At 61.5% G+C, this 16,571-nt stretch carries 12 protein-coding genes; 7 read left to right on the top strand and 5 right to left on the bottom strand.

All coding sequences use genetic code 11. The annotated features are described in order from the left end of the window. Positions 1 to 21: 21 nt before the first annotated feature. Positions 22 to 258, top strand: coding sequence for an FmdB family zinc ribbon protein (locus ACGHIZ_RS05865; RefSeq protein ID WP_006233925.1), 237 nt, complete (start codon positions 22 to 24; stop codon positions 256 to 258). Positions 259 to 398: 140 nt separating this feature from the next. On the opposite strand, the gene ACGHIZ_RS05860 is transcribed toward ACGHIZ_RS05865, so the two are convergent. From ACGHIZ_RS05860 to gltX, 5 genes are all read right to left on the bottom strand, one after another. After that, entirely contained in the window at positions 399 to 1,799 is a 1,401-nt protein-coding gene (locus ACGHIZ_RS05860; RefSeq protein ID WP_390446635.1) for an RsmB/NOP family class I SAM-dependent RNA methyltransferase, read from the bottom strand. Continuing rightward, on the bottom strand, positions 1,796 to 2,716 hold the full coding sequence (gene fmt / locus ACGHIZ_RS05855; RefSeq protein ID WP_390446632.1) for a methionyl-tRNA formyltransferase: 921 nt from the start codon (positions 2,714 to 2,716) through the stop codon (positions 1,796 to 1,798). The genes ACGHIZ_RS05860 and fmt overlap by 4 nt, the downstream gene beginning before the upstream one ends. 321 nt (positions 2,717 to 3,037) lie before the next feature. Beyond that, positions 3,038 to 3,574, bottom strand: coding sequence for a peptide deformylase (def, locus tag ACGHIZ_RS05850; RefSeq protein ID WP_117746306.1), 537 nt, complete (start codon positions 3,572 to 3,574; stop codon positions 3,038 to 3,040). Positions 3,575 to 3,592: 18 nt separating this feature from the next. Then, positions 3,593 to 6,019, bottom strand: a complete 2,427-nt coding sequence (gene priA / locus ACGHIZ_RS05845; RefSeq protein ID WP_390446629.1) for a primosomal protein N' — start codon at positions 6,017 to 6,019, stop codon at positions 3,593 to 3,595. Between the two features lie 88 nt (positions 6,020 to 6,107). Beyond that, positions 6,108 to 7,583: a glutamate--tRNA ligase gene (gene gltX, locus ACGHIZ_RS05840; RefSeq protein WP_390446626.1), complete on the bottom strand. Its 1,476-nt coding sequence runs from the start codon at positions 7,581 to 7,583 to the stop codon at positions 6,108 to 6,110. Positions 7,584 to 7,860: 277 nt separating this feature from the next. Between gltX and metK the strand changes: the two genes are divergently transcribed. The 6 genes from metK (at position 7,861) to ACGHIZ_RS05810 (ending at position 16,493) form a co-directional block, all read left to right on the top strand. Further along, complete coding sequence (gene metK / locus ACGHIZ_RS05835; protein WP_390446623.1) at positions 7,861 to 9,141, top strand: methionine adenosyltransferase; 1,281 nt, start codon at positions 7,861 to 7,863, stop codon at positions 9,139 to 9,141. 311 nt (positions 9,142 to 9,452) lie between these two features. Next, entirely contained in the window at positions 9,453 to 11,060 is a 1,608-nt protein-coding gene (gene sdaAA, locus ACGHIZ_RS05830) for an L-serine ammonia-lyase, iron-sulfur-dependent, subunit alpha (protein WP_390446620.1), read from the top strand. A 149-nt stretch (positions 11,061 to 11,209) separates the two neighbouring features. Then, the gene (locus ACGHIZ_RS05825; RefSeq protein WP_390446618.1) at positions 11,210 to 12,943 is read left to right on the top strand and encodes a L,D-transpeptidase; all 1,734 of its coding nucleotides are present in this window, start codon (positions 11,210 to 11,212) and stop codon (positions 12,941 to 12,943) included. A gap of 132 nt (positions 12,944 to 13,075) precedes the next feature. After that, positions 13,076 to 14,509 carry an efflux RND transporter periplasmic adaptor subunit gene (locus ACGHIZ_RS05820; protein ID WP_390446615.1) on the top strand — a complete coding sequence of 478 codons (1,434 nt, stop codon included), beginning with the start codon at positions 13,076 to 13,078 and terminating at the stop codon, positions 14,507 to 14,509. Beyond that, positions 14,509 to 15,282 (top strand): ABC transporter ATP-binding protein, encoded by a 774-nt coding sequence (locus tag ACGHIZ_RS05815; RefSeq protein WP_390446612.1) that lies wholly within the window; start codon positions 14,509 to 14,511, stop codon positions 15,280 to 15,282. The genes ACGHIZ_RS05820 and ACGHIZ_RS05815 overlap by 1 nt, the downstream gene beginning before the upstream one ends. Next, positions 15,279 to 16,493, top strand: coding sequence for an ABC transporter permease (locus tag ACGHIZ_RS05810; RefSeq protein WP_390446609.1), 1,215 nt, complete (start codon positions 15,279 to 15,281; stop codon positions 16,491 to 16,493). The genes ACGHIZ_RS05815 and ACGHIZ_RS05810 overlap by 4 nt, the downstream gene beginning before the upstream one ends. Positions 16,494 to 16,571: the final 78 nt, after the last annotated feature.

Genomic DNA, 16,571 nt, shown 5'->3' with positions numbered 1-16,571 from the left:
TTGTGCTGAAAAGGAAGTATTATGGCGCGCTACGATTACAAGTGCTCGAGCTGCGGCAACGTGTTTGAGGTTGAGCATCCCATGTCCGAGACTCCCGAGGTCGTGTGCCCCAGCTGCGGTGCCCCGGCGGCCAAGACGTTCTCGGCCAGCGGCATTAAATTTGAGGGCAGCGGTTTCTACAACACCGACCAGCGAAGCGGCGGCTCCAGCACCAACGCCACGAGTGGCTGCTGCGCCAACTGCCCGCATAGCCACTAGGAACCAAACAGCCCCGCGATCAGCATCGATCGCGGGGCTGTTTCTTTGTGTCGCAGGTAGCTCTATGAGTTGCGGTGAAATAAGGACTGTTTGGCGGGTAGAGGCCGCTATTCAATCCTTATTTCACCGCAACATAGTCATTACTTGTGGACCAAGCGGGCGCAGAAGTGGCCGTCGTAGGAGTCGGCGTTTACTGGCACGCTTTGGAAGAGGCCTCGATCGTTCTGGCGTACGGATACGAGCTTCTTGGCCTGATCGAACTCGGGGAGTTGCAGAATCTGTGCCTCGGAAAGCGGTGCCACGCTAAAGCCGGCACCCTCGGGAGAAGCAAGGAACGCGTCCACGACCTGCGTGTTCTCCTCGTCGAAGACCGAGCACGTCGCATAGATCAGCTCGCCGCCGGCAGCCACGCGCGCGGCGGCTTCCTTGAGCATCGTCAGTTGCAGTTTGGGCAGCTCAACCGCTACATCCTTTTCGGTCAGGCGCCAGGGGATCTCAGGATGACGGCGCATGGTGCCGGTGCCCGAGCACGGCGCATCGATAAAGACCGTGTCGAACTTAACCGGCTTGCCAAGCATGGCATCAAACGACGTCAGTACTTCATCAAGCTCGCAGGCATCACCCGAAACCGTACGAACGCCCTGAATACCGGCCTTGTGCAGGCGAGCGAGATTCAGATCGCACTTGCGATCATGCAGATCGAGCGCCGTATGCTGACGCTCATAGCCCGCACGCTTGGCCTGGCACATCATCACATAGGTCTTGGTACCACGACCGGCACCAATCTCAAGGCAGCTACCAGGGCGCGTGGCAGCTGTGGCGATAAGCTGCGCGTTGAGATCAGATGCCACCGCGGCAGCACGCTCAAACACACCCGAAGCAACGGTAACCTGGGCATCAACCGGGGCATGGCAGCCCGGGAAGACAGGCGCGACGAGCTGCGAGATATACGGATCGGGCTTGGTCGCAAAGGCGTTCTCATGCAGGGCCAGCGGCGCAGGTGCCAAGTTGCCGGCAAAGTTAAGCGCACCCTCTGGCGTGTCAAACGACGCCATGATACGAGCGCACAGCCAACGCGGCAGACCCATCAAGCGCGACAGACGAACCAAGCGTCGCTCAGACTCATTCACATCGGACGCCGTGGCAAAGTCCTCAACGTTGTCCGCGACCTTATGCAGCACGGCGTTGGCCAAACCGGCGGCAGACTTAGCTCCGCTGCGCACCAGCTCAACACCCTGACTTACGGCAACGCGGCCAGGCGTATGCAGATAGAGCATCTCGAAGGCCGAGATGCGAAGCGCCATGCGAACACGCGGCGCAACCTTTTTAGGCTTATCGAGAAACTGATCGAGCAGCTCGTCCAAAATACCCTGCGTGGCGGCCACACCCAGTGCCAAGCGGGCGGCAAAAGCGGAATCGCGCTGGTCAATAGCCTTGGCCGATGCGCGAGAGGACAGCACGTCACGCGCATACATGCCGCGGCGATCGGCCTCCATTAGCACATCGAGCGCAAGTTTGCGCGCGGGAGAAAGCTTGCTCATGACAAAACACCCCAGATAAGATCGGCGCCTTGCAGCCCAGCAGCCCAAGCAGAAGCGGCCATGGCACGCTTGCCATCGGGCTTAACCTCGAGCAGTTCAACCGCACCATCGGAAAGACCAAGGTAAACACGCTTGGCCTTAATGAGAACCTGACCCTCGCCAAGCGACACATCAGCTGGCGCAGCATCGAGCACGCGAACCGACTTGCCGGCAATCACGCAACGAGCGGGAGCGGTGTCGGACGAGGCAAGCACATGACGCACGCAATCAAGCGCCGCCATGTGCGGATCCAGACGCATCTCCTGCTTGGAAATCTTGGCAGCATGCGTGACGAGAGATTCATCCTGCTCGGTCCACACGGCGGTGCCGTCGGCAAGGGAAGGAAGCGTATCGGCAAGCAGTTTGCCGCCCAGCTCGCCAAGCTCCATAGTCAGTGCCTCAGCATGCTTACCGGCAACCGACGTGGAAGCCTGAGCACAATAAGCACCAGTATCCACGCCATGCCCGATGCGCATGATAGAAACGCCAGCAACCTCATCACCAGCAAGAATGGCACGCTGAATGGGAGCGGCTCCACGCCATCGAGGCAGCAAGGACGCATGAACATTCACAATACCGAGCGGTGCCATATGCAGCACCTCATCGGGCAAAATGCAGCCATAAGCAGCCACACAGAAAATGTCAGCCTGGGCAGTCTGGAGCGCCTCAACAACCTCAGGCGTCATACGATTAGCCTCAACAACCGGCAGACCAAGCTCAAGCGCCTTGGCCTTAACAGGAGACGGCTCCAACTTTTTACCACGTCCGCGAACAGCATCGGGACGAGTAACAACAAGCGCAATCTCATTCCCAGCCTCGACGAGCGAAGTCAACGAAGGCACAGCAAAATCAGGCGTACCCATAAACACAATACGCATAAAGAACGTCTCCCCTCAACCAAAGCCGAGACGGCTACAAATAACAGCGGAAAGCCAAGTCACCAGCCCATCCGCAATAACATTTCAACAAGAACAAATATACCCAAAACCAAAGAAAGAGCCGCAATAAAAGCAGCTCTTCCAACAAAGCAATTATCAGCGAAGACGCCCCTCCCTGGCCCAACGGCACCCGGGCGAGACAAGCAGCGTCAACGTAGTCCCCGGGGCGCCCGCCTATATCGTCCCGCGCGCAGTTTCGCAGCGCAGCGAGAATGTTTGAGCACGGGATGATATAGGCGGGCGCCCCGGGGACGGACAAACCTACTCCGTCTCGCCCGGTCGAGCGCCGCGGGCCAGGGCGTCCTGGTACTCCTTGACAGCCTTGAGCCTCTGCATAGGCTTCAGTCGCTCGAACATGGTGTTGCCGTGTAGGTGGTCGATCTCGTGCTGCAGGCACACGCAGAACAGGTCGCCCGAGGCCTCGTAGCGAATCAGGTTGGCATCCAGGTCGTACGCCTCGACGACGACATGGTCGGGACGCTCGATCTCGCAGCTAATACCAGGAATGGAAAGGCAGCCCTCGCTAAACGGCACCAGATGGTCGCTCTGCTCCACGATCACGGGATTAATGAGCACGTACGGATCGTAGTCGCTCTTGTCGCTGTAGTCGCAGTCGATGGTGACCAGCTGAATGAGCTCGCCGATCTGCGGGGCAGCCAGGCCGCAGCCGCCGTTCTCGAACATCATCTTCTTCATCTTCTCGGCAAGTGCCTCGATCGCCGGGGTGATCTCCTCGATGACGGCGCACTCCTGGCGCAGACGAGGGTCAGGCGACAGTACGATTCCGTTGGCTTCCATGGCCATCCTTTCGGGTTGTTACATCAAATCATAGGCATCGACGTCAACGCTCACGCTCACGCCGCGCACGGAGCCCACCTCTTTGAGGCAGGCGTCGATATCATCAGAGACATGGTACCCCACGGGCGACTTCACAAGCAGATGGAAGCGGTAACGGTCCTTGGCTCTCTCGATTACACACGAAGCCGGGCCCAGCACCTGCGGCACGGCACTCCCCGCCCGCAAAAAGTCGGGCGCGGCGGCATGCCAGCGGCGCTTAAGAAGCTTTGCGATACGTCCGATGTAGTTCTGCGCGTCGTCTCGGTTCGCCGACCACACCAAGATGTTGACCAGGCGAACAAACGGCGGGTACAGCGCGTTGCGGCGCTGATCCAGGTCGTAGTCGGTAAAGATCGAACGATCGTGCTCAGCGACGGCGCGAATGACCGGATCCTCGGGCAGGTAGGTCTGGATGATAACCTCGCCGGGGCGATCGCCGCGGCCGGCACGGCCTGCAACCTGCTCCAGCAGATCGTAGGCGCGCTCCCCCGCTCTAAAATCGGGCAGCTTTAGCGCAAAGTCGGCATTGACCACGCCCACCAGCGTGACCTCGGGAAAGTCAAGGCCCTTTGCAATCATCTGGGTGCCCAGCAGCACCGCGCAATCGGCGGCATCGAACTGCTCGAGCAGCTTTTTGTGCGCGTCCTTGCCGCGCGTGGAATCGGCATCCATGCGAATGATGGCGACGTCGTCGGGCAGCATCTGGTGCAGTGCGTCCTCGATCTGCTGAGTGCCCAGGCCCATTTTTGCCAGGTAGCGACTGCCACATTTGGGGCAACGGCTCGTGGCCGCCGGATAGGGCTGCACGCGCCAAGACGAACCGCATGTGTGACACTGCAGCGTGTGTGTGCGCTCGTGATACGTAAGCGCGGTGGAGCAGTGGTTGCAGGTGGGGACGCAGCCGCACTCGCGGCACATCAGGAACGGCGCAAAGCCACGGCGGTTATGCAGCAGCACGGCCTTCTCGCGGCGCTCGACCACACGCTCAAGGCCTTCTATAAGCGGTTTTGAGAACATGGAGCGGCTACCGTGCGAGAACTCGCGACGCAGATCGGCAATGCGAACCGTGGGCAACACGGCGTGTCCCGGGCGCTCGGGCATCTCGACGCGCGTCCAGGTGGCACCGTTATACGTGCCACGGCGGCAGCGGTCGAGGGACTCGGCAGATGGCGTGGCGGAGCCCAACACGAGCGGGCAGCGGTAGCGCCGCGCCATCTCGGCTGCCACCTCGCGTACGTGGTAGCGCGGACTGGAGCCCTGCTTATAGCTAGTCTCGTGCTCCTCGTCGATGATGATGAGACCAAGGTCGCTGAGCGGGCAAAAGAGCGCCGAGCGGGCGCCGACGACCACGCGGGCCGCACCGCTGGCGACCATATCCCACTGGTCCAGGCGCTCGCCGGCCGAAAGGCGCGAATGGAACACGGCGACCGTCTCGCCAAAGCGCGAACGGAAGCGGCCGACGGTCTGGGCCGTCAGCGAGATCTCGGGCACCAGCACGCAAGCCGAACGGCCGGCCGCCAGCACGCGCTCGATGGCGGAGAGGTACACCTCGGTTTTGCCGGAGCCGGTGACGCCGTCGACCAGCACCACGTCGCCATGAGCGTCCAGACGGGCGCGCTCAATCTGCGCGAGTGCCTGCTTCTGGCCGTTGGTAAGGGAGACCGGCGCCTTGCCGCTTGCCGAGGACAGCGTGGTCTGCTCGCTGCAGCCACGCCACGCACGACGCTCCTCCACCACGACGACGCCGCGTTTTTCGAGCGCCTTGATGGTCGCCGACATGCTGTTATAGAGAAGGTTGAGGTCGCGCGTCGTGACCGGGCCGCACTGGAGCGCCTCGATGAGCTGACGCTGGCGGACCGCGGTCTTGGGCGGCGTATAGTCGAAGCCCTCGGGCGTGAGCATGACCCAGCGGTTTTGGATGGGTTTGACGGCGGGGCGCTCAACGGCCCGCACGCCGTCGTCACCTTTGACCACGCGCGGGCTTCCACCCGGGGGCAAGAACAAACGCAGGCACTCGGAAAGCGTTGCGACGTACTCGCGGCTCATCCAGCGTGCGATACGGGCAGCCTCGGCGGTAAAGAGCGGTTTGCTGAGGATAGCCTCGATGGCTTTAATGCGGGCTGGGTCGAGGGCGTTGATGCCTTGCAGGTCACCCAGCTCAGGCGCAATGTCGACGATATAGCCCGCGGCGGCACGGTTACCAAAGTGGACCAGGACCGTGGATCCGATTTGCGCCTCGTTGGCAAGGGACCGGGGAATGCCATAAGCAAACGGCTCGGACAGCGCACGGGTGGGAATGTCGAGGACTACGCTCGCATAGGCGGCGACGGGTTCAGGCGCGAACTCAGGCTTGGCCGGAGTCTCCTCCGGTTCCGGCGAACCAAACAGCGACAGTTGCTCGGCCATGGCCCCTATACCTCCCATCCCATGCGTCTTCAGAAACAAGAGCCCCGCTCGGGTGAACGGGGCTCGGATACATGCGTTTACGCGGCTGCTACAGCGCCATCGTGCGGGCGCGGTCGATACGCGCCAGGCAGTCGTCGCGGCCGACGAGCGCCATGGTCTCGCCCAGCGGGGGGCTCACCATGTTGCCGCAGACGGCGACGCGCACGACCTGGAACACCACGCGCTTCTTAAGGTCCATCTGCTCGGGCAGCGGCTCAAGCGCGGCGTCGATGTTGGCAGCCGTCCACTCGTTCACGCCCTCGAGAGCGGCCTTGGCGGCATCCAGAATGGCACCCATGCCCTCCTTGGCCAGGCCCTTGTTGACGGACTTCTCGTCATACTCGAGCGTCTCGGCCGTAGCGAAGATGGGAGCGGCGACGGTCACGGCGTCGGCCGGCATCTTGGTGCGCGGCTTGACGATGGCGGCAAGCGCGTCGATCCAATCCTCGCCGTACTCGACATTGCCCTCGATGAGACCCGCCTCGTGCAGCTCGGGGACCATGATCTCGTCGGCAAACTGAGCATCGGACATGCCGTTGATGTACTCGGCATTGACCCAATCGAGCTTCTTGGGATCGAAGGTCGCCGGGTTCTTGGAGATGCGGTCGAGTGAGAACTTGTTGGCCAGGACATCGCGCGGGATGATCGTGGTCTCGCCGTCGAGCGACCAGCCGAGCAGCGCCAGGTAGTTGACGAAGGCGTCGGACAGGTAACCGGCGTCGCGGTACTCCTCCACCGAGGTGGCGCCGTGGCGCTTGGAGAGCTTCTTGCCGTCGGCGCCCAGGATCATGGAGATGTGAGCGAACGTGGGCACGGGAGCGCCGAGGGCCTCGTAGACCATGACCTGACGCGGGGTGTTGGACAGGTGGTCGTCGCCGCGGATGACATGGGTGATCTTCATCATGGCGTCGTCGACGACGGTCGCGAAGTTATACGTGGGCGTGCCATCGGAGCGGAAGATGACAAAGTCGTCGAGCTCCTTGGCGTCGAAGGTCACCTCGCCGTGGACGGCGTCGTGGATGACGACGTCGCCGCGGTCCTCGGGCACCTTAATACGCAGGACGTAGGACTCGCCGGCCTCGATGCGACGGCGGGCCTCCTCGGGATCAAGATCGCGGCAACGGCGCTGATAGCCCTGGAAGGGGTCCTTGCGCTCCTGCGCGGCCTTGCGGTCGGCGTCGAGCTGCTCCTTGGTGCAGAAGCAGGGATAGGCCTTGCCCTCGTCCCAAAGCTTCTGGGCGGCCTGCTTGTACAGGTCCAAGCGCTCAGTCTGGGCGTAGGGGCCAAAGTCGCCGCCTACCTCGGGGCCCTCATCCCAGTCCAGGCCAAGCCAACGCATGGCGCGCAGGATGATCTGCGTGTTCTCATCGGTGGAGCGGGTGGGGTCGGTGTCGTCGATGCGCAGGATGAACGTGCCGCCGTTTGCGCGGGCGAAAGCCCAGTTATAGATAGCGGTGCGAGCGCCGCCGATGTGCAGCTTGCCCGTCGGTGAGGGTGCAAAGCGGACGCGAACGTCTGATGCCATGGATATCTCCTCGATTGCAGGATGGATGTCTAACCGCACCAGTATAAAGCATCAAAGCAACCTCCGCAAAAAGGGCACCGACCTACTCATTGGGGACAGACTTAAATGGCCAGTCGTTGGAGACGTTCTTAGTTTAAGGCTGGTCATTTATGTCTGTCCCCAATGAGTAGGTGCGGAAAGGGTGTGAATGTTTGATTTACGCGCTATGATGTGCCCTTGCATAGAGAGCCCGGCGGAATGGTAACGGTCGCCGGGACACGTTTTTGAAAGGACAATCATGTCAGAAGAACTTCGTTCCATCCCGCCCCAACACGGGTCCTTTGTTTTTACGTCGGAGTCGGTGACCGAAGGTCATCCCGATAAGATCGCTGACCAGATCAGCGACGCCGTCCTCGACGCAATCCTCGCCAAAGAAATAGAGCTCCAGGAGCAGGGCTACATCGCCCCCAACGGCGTGCCTGCCAACGTGGAGAACGTCCGCTGCGCCTGCGAGACCCTCGTGACCACCGGCACCGTCATCGTCGCCGGCGAGATTCGCACCCAGGCCTACGTAGACGTTCAGGAAATCGCCCGTGGCGTTATCCGCCGCATTGGCTACAACCGTGCCAAGTTCGGTTTTGACTGCGACACCTGCGGCGTCATGAGCCTCATCCACGAGCAGTCGCCCGATATCGCCCAAGGCGTTGACGAGTCCTTCGAGACCCAGACCGGCGCTATCACCGACCCGATCGACCTGATCGGTGCCGGCGACCAGGGCATGATGTTCGGATATGCCTCCAACGAGACCAAGACCCTCATGCCCATGCCGCACTACCTGGCAAGCCGCCTAGCCGAGCGCCTGGCCGCCGTGCGTCACGACGGTACCCTCGCCTATCTGCGTCCCGACGGCAAGACCCAGGTCACCGTGCGCTACGAGGAAGGCAAGCCCGTCGAGGTCACGACCATCGTCATCTCCACGCAGCACGCCGCCGAGATCGAGGACATGGGCAAGATCAAGGCCGACCTCATCGAGCACGTCATCACCCCGGTCATGGCCGCCGAGAACATGCCGTGGGACAACGCGGACATCTACGTGAACCCCACCGGTCGCTTTGTCGTGGGCGGCCCCATGGGCGACACGGGCCTCACCGGCCGCAAGATCATTGTCGACACCTACGGCGGCTACGGCCGTCACGGTGGTGGTGCCTTTAGCGGCAAGGACTGCACCAAGGTCGACCGCTCCGCCGCGTATGCCGCGCGCTGGGTTGCCAAGAACGTGGTCGCCGCCGGCCTTGCCGACCGCTGCGAAGTCGAACTTGCCTACGCCATCGGCGTTTCCAAGCCCCTCTCAATCATGGTCGACACCTTCGGTACCGCGAATGTTGCCGAGGACAAGATCGTCGAGGCCGTAGAGAAGACCTTCGACCTGCGCCCGGGCGCAATCATCCGCGACCTAGATCTGCGTCGCCCCATCTACGAAAAGACGGCAGCCTACGGTCACTTTGGCCGAGAAGACGCCGACTTCACCTGGGAGAAGACCGACCGAGTCGAAGAACTCAAAGCAGCCTGCGGCCTGTAATTAAGAGCCGCTAAGGTCACAACACGCATGCGCTTTCAAAAGAAGCACCGCCCCCAAGCGGTGCTTCTTTTTTATTAATCCGGTGGTGAAGATGCTTCGATATGAGCCTACGCTGCGTCACCAGCTAATGAATTTTGCAGCACACGCGCCTCTACCATGTATCCTTAGTTCCGAGGGCTTTGGTATTTGATCGGTCGCGAGTTCCGCACGAGCCGGAGGCCACTTAATGTGGCCTCCGTGCGAGCCAGGACTGTAGAGCAGGCGACCAAATACCAAAGTCCTCGGAACGACGGGATAGAACAGGAGCACCCATGGCAGGCAAGCCGCAAACACTAGCTACGACCTCGGCATTCGAGATCTTGGGCCCCGTCATGGTCGGCCCCAGCTCATCACACACCGCCGGCGCCCTGCGCTGCGCCCAAGTTGCCGCCAGCCTGCTGGAAGGCCGCATCACCAAAGTCACCTTTGGGCTGTGGAACTCCTTCGCCCACACCTACCGCGGCCACGGCACCGACCGTGCGCTCGTCGCGGGCATCCTGGGCCTCGACACCGATGACGAGAACATCAAGCAGGCCTTCGACCTCGCACGCGAGCAGGGCCTCGAATATCACTTTGACATCAAGGGCGACGACGCCTCTATTCACCCCAATACCGTCGACATCGACATGGTCGACGACACGGGCGCCACGGCACAGGTTCGCGGCGAGAGCCTGGGCGGTGGCAAGATGCGCATCAGCCGCATTAACGGCGTCGGCGTCGACATCTCGGGTATGTATTCCACGCTCTTCGTGGCGCACAAGGACGTTCCCGGCGTGCTCGCCGCGCTCACGAACCTGCTCGCCTACGCCCATGTAAACATCGCGTTTTGCCGTACCTACCGCACCGAGGTGGGCGGCCAGGCCTACTCCGTCTTTGAGACCGACGGCGCGCCCGACGACACCGTCGTCCCCATGCTACGCAAGCTCGACAATGTCGATTACGCAACGTTTATCGAGCTCCCCGGTTCTGCCTCGTCGCTCTCTCCCGGCGTCTCGGCCAAGGAGATCTTCGACGACGGTGAGCAGCTGCTCGATGCGTGCGAGGAACTGGGGCTCAGCATCGGCGCCGTTATGGCCGTGCGCGAGGCGCGCCTGACCGGCGAGGCGCACGCCGTCGCCGCCATGCGCCGCGTGCTCGACGTCATGCGCGAGGAGACCACGGCCCCCATCGCCAATCCGCAGCGTTCGCTCGGCGGGCTTATCGGCGGCGAGGCCAAGCTCGTCGAAGCCACCGGCCGCAACGATTTGAGTGCAAACCTGATGGGCCCCGTTCAGACCGAAGCTGTGGCCCGCGCGATGGCCGTGCTCGAACGCTCCGCCACCATGGGCGTAATCGTCGCAGCTCCGACGGCAGGATCCGCGGGTGTTGTGCCCGGCTGCGTGCTGGCGCTCGCCGATCACCTTCAGCTCGACGACGAGCAAGTCATGGACGCGCTCTACTGCGCAGCCGCCATCGGCCTCAACCTCACCACAAGCGCCTGCGTTGCCGGCGCCGAGGGCGGCTGCCAAGCCGAGGTCGGAAGCGCCGCCGCCATGGCAGCCGCCGCGCTGGTGCAGATGCTCGGCGGCACGCCCGAGCAGGCGCTTGACGCCAGTTCCATCGCGCTGAGTAACCTACTGGGCCTCGTTTGTGACCCCGTCGGTGGCCTCGTGGAGGTGCCCTGCCAAAACCGCAACGCCATCGGCGTGGCAGCGGCCTTTAGCTCGGCACAACTCGCCCTCGCAGGCATTAAGAGCCTGGTGCCGTTTGACCAGATGGCACATGTCATGCTCTCGGTGGGTCACGCGTTGCCGGCCACGCTGCGCGAGACGGCAAAGGGCGGCATCGCGCAGGCTCCGGCCGCACTTTCGGCCTGTGCAAAATGCGGTGTGTGCGGATAGCGGCAAAGAACGACTCAAAGGTGGGACAAATGTCCCACCTCTTTTGAATGCCACCGTTTCCGTACCACAAACAGCAGGGCAATCGCTATAATGCAAGCCCAGTAAAAACACGATGAACCGCAAGGCGAAAATCGAAGGATATGCATACGATGTCGCAAAACGATCGAACTCAACTGATTCCCGATCCGCAGCAGCCGAGCAGGCACACCGGCAGCGTTCAGTCGCCGCGTCCTATCGCGCCGAGCCACGGTCAGCAGCGTAGTGCAGCAAACGCTTCCCAACACCCGAACCAACAGCGACAGCAGCGTCAACAACGTCAGCAGCGCCGGGCAAACGGCAATGCGCCCAAGCAGCCCCCCACGCACGCTCGAGGCGATCGCGGGCCCGCGCGCAAGTCCGCCGGCAACAATAAGTCGGGCAAAAAGACGACGCTCTTTGTCGTCCTGGGTCTAATCGTCATTGTCTATATCGTAGGCGTCGTAGCATTTTCGCAGGTAGCCTACCCCAACACCACCATCGCCGGCGTCGACGTCTCGTTCTCCAACGCTTCGTCTGCCGCCACCAAGGTCAATTCGGCATGGAAGCACTATAAGCTCGCCGTGACAGGCGATGACTTTAGCTGGACCTATCAGCCCGAGTCCGATGAGCCCATCGTCGACGGCGAAGCTGCCGCAAAAGAAATCATCAGCCACAACGAAGCCTTTGTATGGCCGGTCCGCCTTGTGGAATCCTTAAGCGGCAAGACCAAAGCAACCGCCACCTCCAACGAAGTCGATCTTGATCAAGACGTCGACCTGTCCATGCTCTCCGACACCTTTAACCAAAAGCAGTTTGAGAAGGATCTGGGCGCCGCCATCGACGAGTTTAACGAGGGCCGTTCGGGCACGTTCGAGGCCAATAGCTCCTATGACGAACAGGCCGGCAAGTTTACCGTCGAGAAGGCGCGCTCCAACGAAAAACTCAACCGCGAGCATGTCATTAAATATGCCGAGCTCGAGCTTGCCTCGCTGGCCGAAACCGTAGATCTTTCCAAGCTCGGCAACGATGCCTATGAGCCGCTCAATGGAACGCTGACCGATGATCAGATTCAGGCTGCATGTGATGCCGCCAACAACTTCCTGGGCGTCAACGTGACCCTTAAGCTCAACGGCGAGGATGCCGGAAAGGTTGATGGCAGCTCCGTGTTGCAGTGGATCAGCTTTGCCGATCCGGCCAACCCCACGCTCGATACGTCGCAGATCAGTAGCTGGGCAGCCGAGCTCGCCAATGGCTTTAATACCGTTGGCTCCACTCGCTGGTGGACGCGCGCCGATGGCAAGCAGTGCGCCGTCGAAGGCGGCGACTTTGGTTGGTCCATCGACAGCAGCTCGCTCGCCAAGCAGGTCGAGGACGCCATTAACAACAAGCAGACCGGCGAGATCGAGATCAAGTACTCCCAGAAGGCCGACACCTTTACTGCAAAGGGAGAGCCCGACTGGAAGGCATACATCGATGTCGATCTGTCCGAGCAGCACGCGCGCTACTACGACGAGAACGGTAATATCGTTTGGGAGGCCAACTTTATTTCCGGCAAACCGGGCGAAGACGCCACCCCCGAAGGCGTGTGGCAGATCAACAGCAACGACGGCGGCAGCACCCTGATCGGAGCCAAGGACCCCGAGACCGGTAAGCCCAAATACGAGAGCCCGGTGAGCTACTGGATGCCGTTTGAGGGCAACATGATCGGCTTCCACGACGCCACCTGGCAAAACGACAAGAGCTTCGATAATGCCGAGTCGTACAAGTGGTGCGGCAGCCACGGTTGCATCAACCTGCGCCTGGCAGACGCCAAGGCACTTCACGACTGCATCAAAGTCGGCCTGTGCGTGGTTGTCCACTCGTAGTGCAACGCGCGCATTCCTACAACGTGGAACCGCTGCGACCAATCTAACAGTTCCGAAAGAAACCGTCCTATGCGCCCGCCCCAACCGGTGGGCGCATATAATTATCGAGGTTCTTTCTATAAAGGAGACGCTATGCCGAATGTCCCCACGATCACCCCGGGCCCGGATGATACCGAGCGCACGCCCGAAGGTGCCACCGAAACGATTCCTCTGATTACAGACGTACATGTCAATAAGCAGAACGGACGCACGAACGATACGGCCGAGATTTCCGATGAAGAGGCATATGCCAATCTCAAAGCAAAACGTGCCGAGCGCCGACGCAAAAAGCTGATTCGACGCGGTATTGCTGCCGGTGTCGTAGGTGCCATCGCGCTCATTGCCATTGTCGCAACCCTGGTTATCAATGCGCAGCCTCAGAGCGCTAGCGGGCCTGTGACCGACATGGTGACCGAGGGCACGTTTACCACAACGGTCGAGGCGAAAGGCCAGCTCAAACCCATTTCGTCCTCAGTGGTCTCCCCTTCTGTCGACGGCACGGTCGATTCGATCAACGTGCAGGCAGGCCAATCCGTCAACGAGGGCGACATGCTTATGACCATTAAAAACGACGAGCTCGATCGCAACGTTGCCGAGGCGCAGCGTGCAGTTGCAGCCGCTCAGGAAGACCTCGCCAACGCGCAGAAAGCCGCAGCTGCCGCGCAGGCCACCCCAACGACGGACGTCGAGGGAGCTTCCGCAGCGGCTGGCGTCTCTGACGCATCAGCGGACACGAACGCCGTATCGGCCGCGCAGCGCAGCCTCGCTTCGGCCCAGGCAAACCTAGACCAGGCGAACGCCAAGGCCGCCAGTCGCACGGTCACGGCCCCGAGCTCGGGTAGCATCGTGGAGCTTAACGCCAAGGTGGGCGCAACGGTAACAGGCGGCATGATCATGGGCGAAAGCGATACGAGCGGCGGCAAGCAGTGCATGCAGATCGCCGACCTATCCAAGATGAAGGTGACCGTGCAGGTGGGCGAAAAGGACATCGCCAAGATCGCCGTTGGGCAGAGCGCCAACGTCACGTATCCCGCGTTTCCCGATATCGTGAGCCAGGGAACCGTCACGGCTATCGCGTCGGTGGCAAACTCCGACGCCGCCAACGGCGGCGGCAGCGTGACCTTTAACGTCGACATCCTCATCGAGGCGCCCGACGCGCGCCTGAAGCCGGGCATGACGGCCGAGGTCTCGGTGGTGACCGAGCAGCTCGACGACGTGGTGATGGTGCCGACGATGGCGCTCATGACCGAAGACGGCGAACACTATTACGTCAACGTGGCAACCGATGACGAGGGCAAGCAAACCCGCCGCGTCAAGGTGCCCGTCGTGACGCAAAACGACAACGAAACCGTAGTCGGCAAGACACAGGTCAAGCGCGACGACCAGGGCAACGAGATCAACCCCAACGTGCCGGTTACCAAGCTGCGCGATGGTGACACCCTCGTCATGGACACCGGAGCGGACGCAACGGCTGACGGCGGCTACAGCGCGGATTCGGGCAGTATGTCTGCCGATGAGGACATGTAATGCGTCCCGTTATCGACATCCGCAACGTGCACCGCATCTTTGAGAGCGAGGCAGGTTGCGCCCACATCCTGCACAACGTGAGCCTGGCGGTAGATCCCGGCGAGTTCGTCGCCATTACCGGCCCCTCGGGCTCGGGCAAATCAACGCTCATGAACATCCTAGGCTGCCTGGATAAGCCGACGGCGGGCGACTACTACCTGCAAGGGCTCAACGTGGCCGAGCTTGACGATGACGAGCTCACCGAAGTTCGTGCCCTGAGCATTGGCTTTGTCTTTCAGAGCTTCAACCTGCTGCCGCGCCTGTCGGTTATCGAAAACGTCATGCTGCCGCTGGCCTACACCAATGTGCCCCGTAGCCAGCGCGAAATGCGCGCCGTGCACGCGCTACAGGCCGTCACGCTGCCGGTCGACCACTGGGACCACCGCATATCAGAGCTCTCGGGCGGACAGATGCAGCGCGTCGCCATCGCGCGCGCCCTCGTCAATGACCCGCCCATCATTCTGGCCGACGAGCCGACGGGAAACCTTGACTCCGCCACCGGAGCGCTTGTAATGGAGACCTTCCATAGACTTCAGGAGCGCGGCAAAACCATCGTTCTTATCACACACGACCCCGGCATCGCCGCCGAGGCCGACCGTGCCGTGACCATACGCGACGGTCGCATTCACGACGGCGCGTATATTCCACATGCACCACGGACCCTGCGCAGCGCCGTAGATAGCCTGCCCATAATTTCCGCCTCCGCCAACCCGCCGAAAGGAGCGATGGCATGAGCGCCCGCGATCTCATCCAGGAAGCCCTTCACTCGCTCGAGGCAAACAAGGGGCGCAGTCTGCTCACCATCCTGGGCATCGTCATCGGCATCGCCTCGGTTATCGCCATGACTTCGCTCATCGGCGGCATCCAAAACAGCCTGGTCAACAGTCTGGGCCTCAATGCGGCACGCATGGTGCAAATCTATTCGTCGCAAGAACTCACCGAGTCGGACATCGAGAAGCTTCAAAAACTGGTGCCGCAGATAGAGCAGATCGGAATTGTCGACAGCGCGTACACCGAGTACAAGACCGGCGATAAAAGCTATACCGTCATGGCGCAGGGCGTCGATAGCGACATGCTCGACGCGGTGGGGGCCGGCAAGCTCGTTGCGGGGCGTACCTATTCCCAGGCCGAGTCCCAATCAGGCTCGCGCGTGGCGCTCATCAGCCGCGGCGGCGCCGATCAGCTTTACGGCAACGAACAGGATGCGCTGGGGAAAACCATCAAGGTGTCCAACGGCGAGGTGCAGATTGTCGGCGTTATCGACGGCGGCAGCGACTCCATGGGCTCGCTCACGCTGTATATGCCACGCGAAACCATCTCCGGGCTGTTTGGCGACGAGAATCCTTCATTCCCCAGCGTGACGGCACTCGCCGCCGAGGGCACGGACATGGATGAGCTTTGTAAGACCATCGAGTCCAAGGTGCGCGCGATGAAGGGCATCGCGGAGGATGATGAGTACGACAGCGTATCGGCGACCTCCATGAAAAGCGCCATCGATGCGCTCAACTCCTTTATGGGCGCGTTCTCGCTCATCATGGGTGCTGTCGCCAGCATCTCGCTGCTTGTCGGCGGTATCGGCATTATGAACATGATGCTCACCAACGTGACTGAGCGCATCCGCGAGATCGGCATCCGCCGCGCTCTGGGCGCCAGTCGTCGCGATATCACCGCCCAGTTTTTGGCCGAGTCTTCGGCATTGTGCATCACCGGCGGTCTGCTGGGTGTCCTGATTGGCTATCTGCTGGCCTGGGCTCTTGCGATGTTTGCCGCAGGATCAGGGATTCTTGGCGAGCTCGGTGCCAGCGGGCAAATCACACCGAGCTTTTCAATCGCCACGGTGCTGCTGGCCTTCGCCGTCTCCGTCGGCATCGGCGTAATCTTTGGCTTCTACCCCGCTCGCCGCGCGGCAAAGCTCGACCCGGTGGAGTGCCTACGCTACCAGTAAGCCACCACCAACAAGTTGCGGTGAATTAGGGACTGAATACGCTATCTAGCAGCAAAAACAGACACTATTTCACCGCAA

Source organism: Collinsella sp. i05-0019-G5, assembly GCF_042851345.1.
GTDB lineage: Bacteria > Actinomycetota > Coriobacteriia > Coriobacteriales > Coriobacteriaceae > Collinsella.
This window is presented reverse-complemented; position numbering and strand designations above follow the sequence as displayed.

Bases quoted from the DNA above. Each gene is read 5' to 3' on its own strand.
- ACGHIZ_RS05865 (WP_006233925.1), top strand. From the start codon at position 22: ATGGCGCGCTACGATTACAAGTGCTCGAGCTGCGGCAACGTGTTTGAG.
- metK (WP_390446623.1), top strand. From the start codon at position 7,861: ATGTCAGAAGAACTTCGTTCCATCCCGCCCCAACACGGGTCCTTTGTT.
- ACGHIZ_RS05820 (WP_390446615.1), top strand. From the start codon at position 13,076: ATGCCGAATGTCCCCACGATCACCCCGGGCCCGGATGATACCGAGCGC.
- def (WP_117746306.1), bottom strand. From the start codon at position 3,574: ATGGAAGCCAACGGAATCGTACTGTCGCCTGACCCTCGTCTGCGCCAG.
- fmt (WP_390446632.1), bottom strand. From the start codon at position 2,716: ATGCGTATTGTGTTTATGGGTACGCCTGATTTTGCTGTGCCTTCGTTG.
- ACGHIZ_RS05810 (WP_390446609.1), top strand. From the start codon at position 15,279: ATGAGCGCCCGCGATCTCATCCAGGAAGCCCTTCACTCGCTCGAGGCA.
- ACGHIZ_RS05815 (WP_390446612.1), top strand. From the start codon at position 14,509: ATGCGTCCCGTTATCGACATCCGCAACGTGCACCGCATCTTTGAGAGC.
- gltX (WP_390446626.1), bottom strand. From the start codon at position 7,583: ATGGCATCAGACGTTCGCGTCCGCTTTGCACCCTCACCGACGGGCAAG.
- priA (WP_390446629.1), bottom strand. From the start codon at position 6,019: ATGGCCGAGCAACTGTCGCTGTTTGGTTCGCCGGAACCGGAGGAGACT.
- sdaAA (WP_390446620.1), top strand. From the start codon at position 9,453: ATGGCAGGCAAGCCGCAAACACTAGCTACGACCTCGGCATTCGAGATC.
- ACGHIZ_RS05825 (WP_390446618.1), top strand. From the start codon at position 11,210: ATGTCGCAAAACGATCGAACTCAACTGATTCCCGATCCGCAGCAGCCG.
- ACGHIZ_RS05860 (WP_390446635.1), bottom strand. From the start codon at position 1,799: ATGAGCAAGCTTTCTCCCGCGCGCAAACTTGCGCTCGATGTGCTAATG.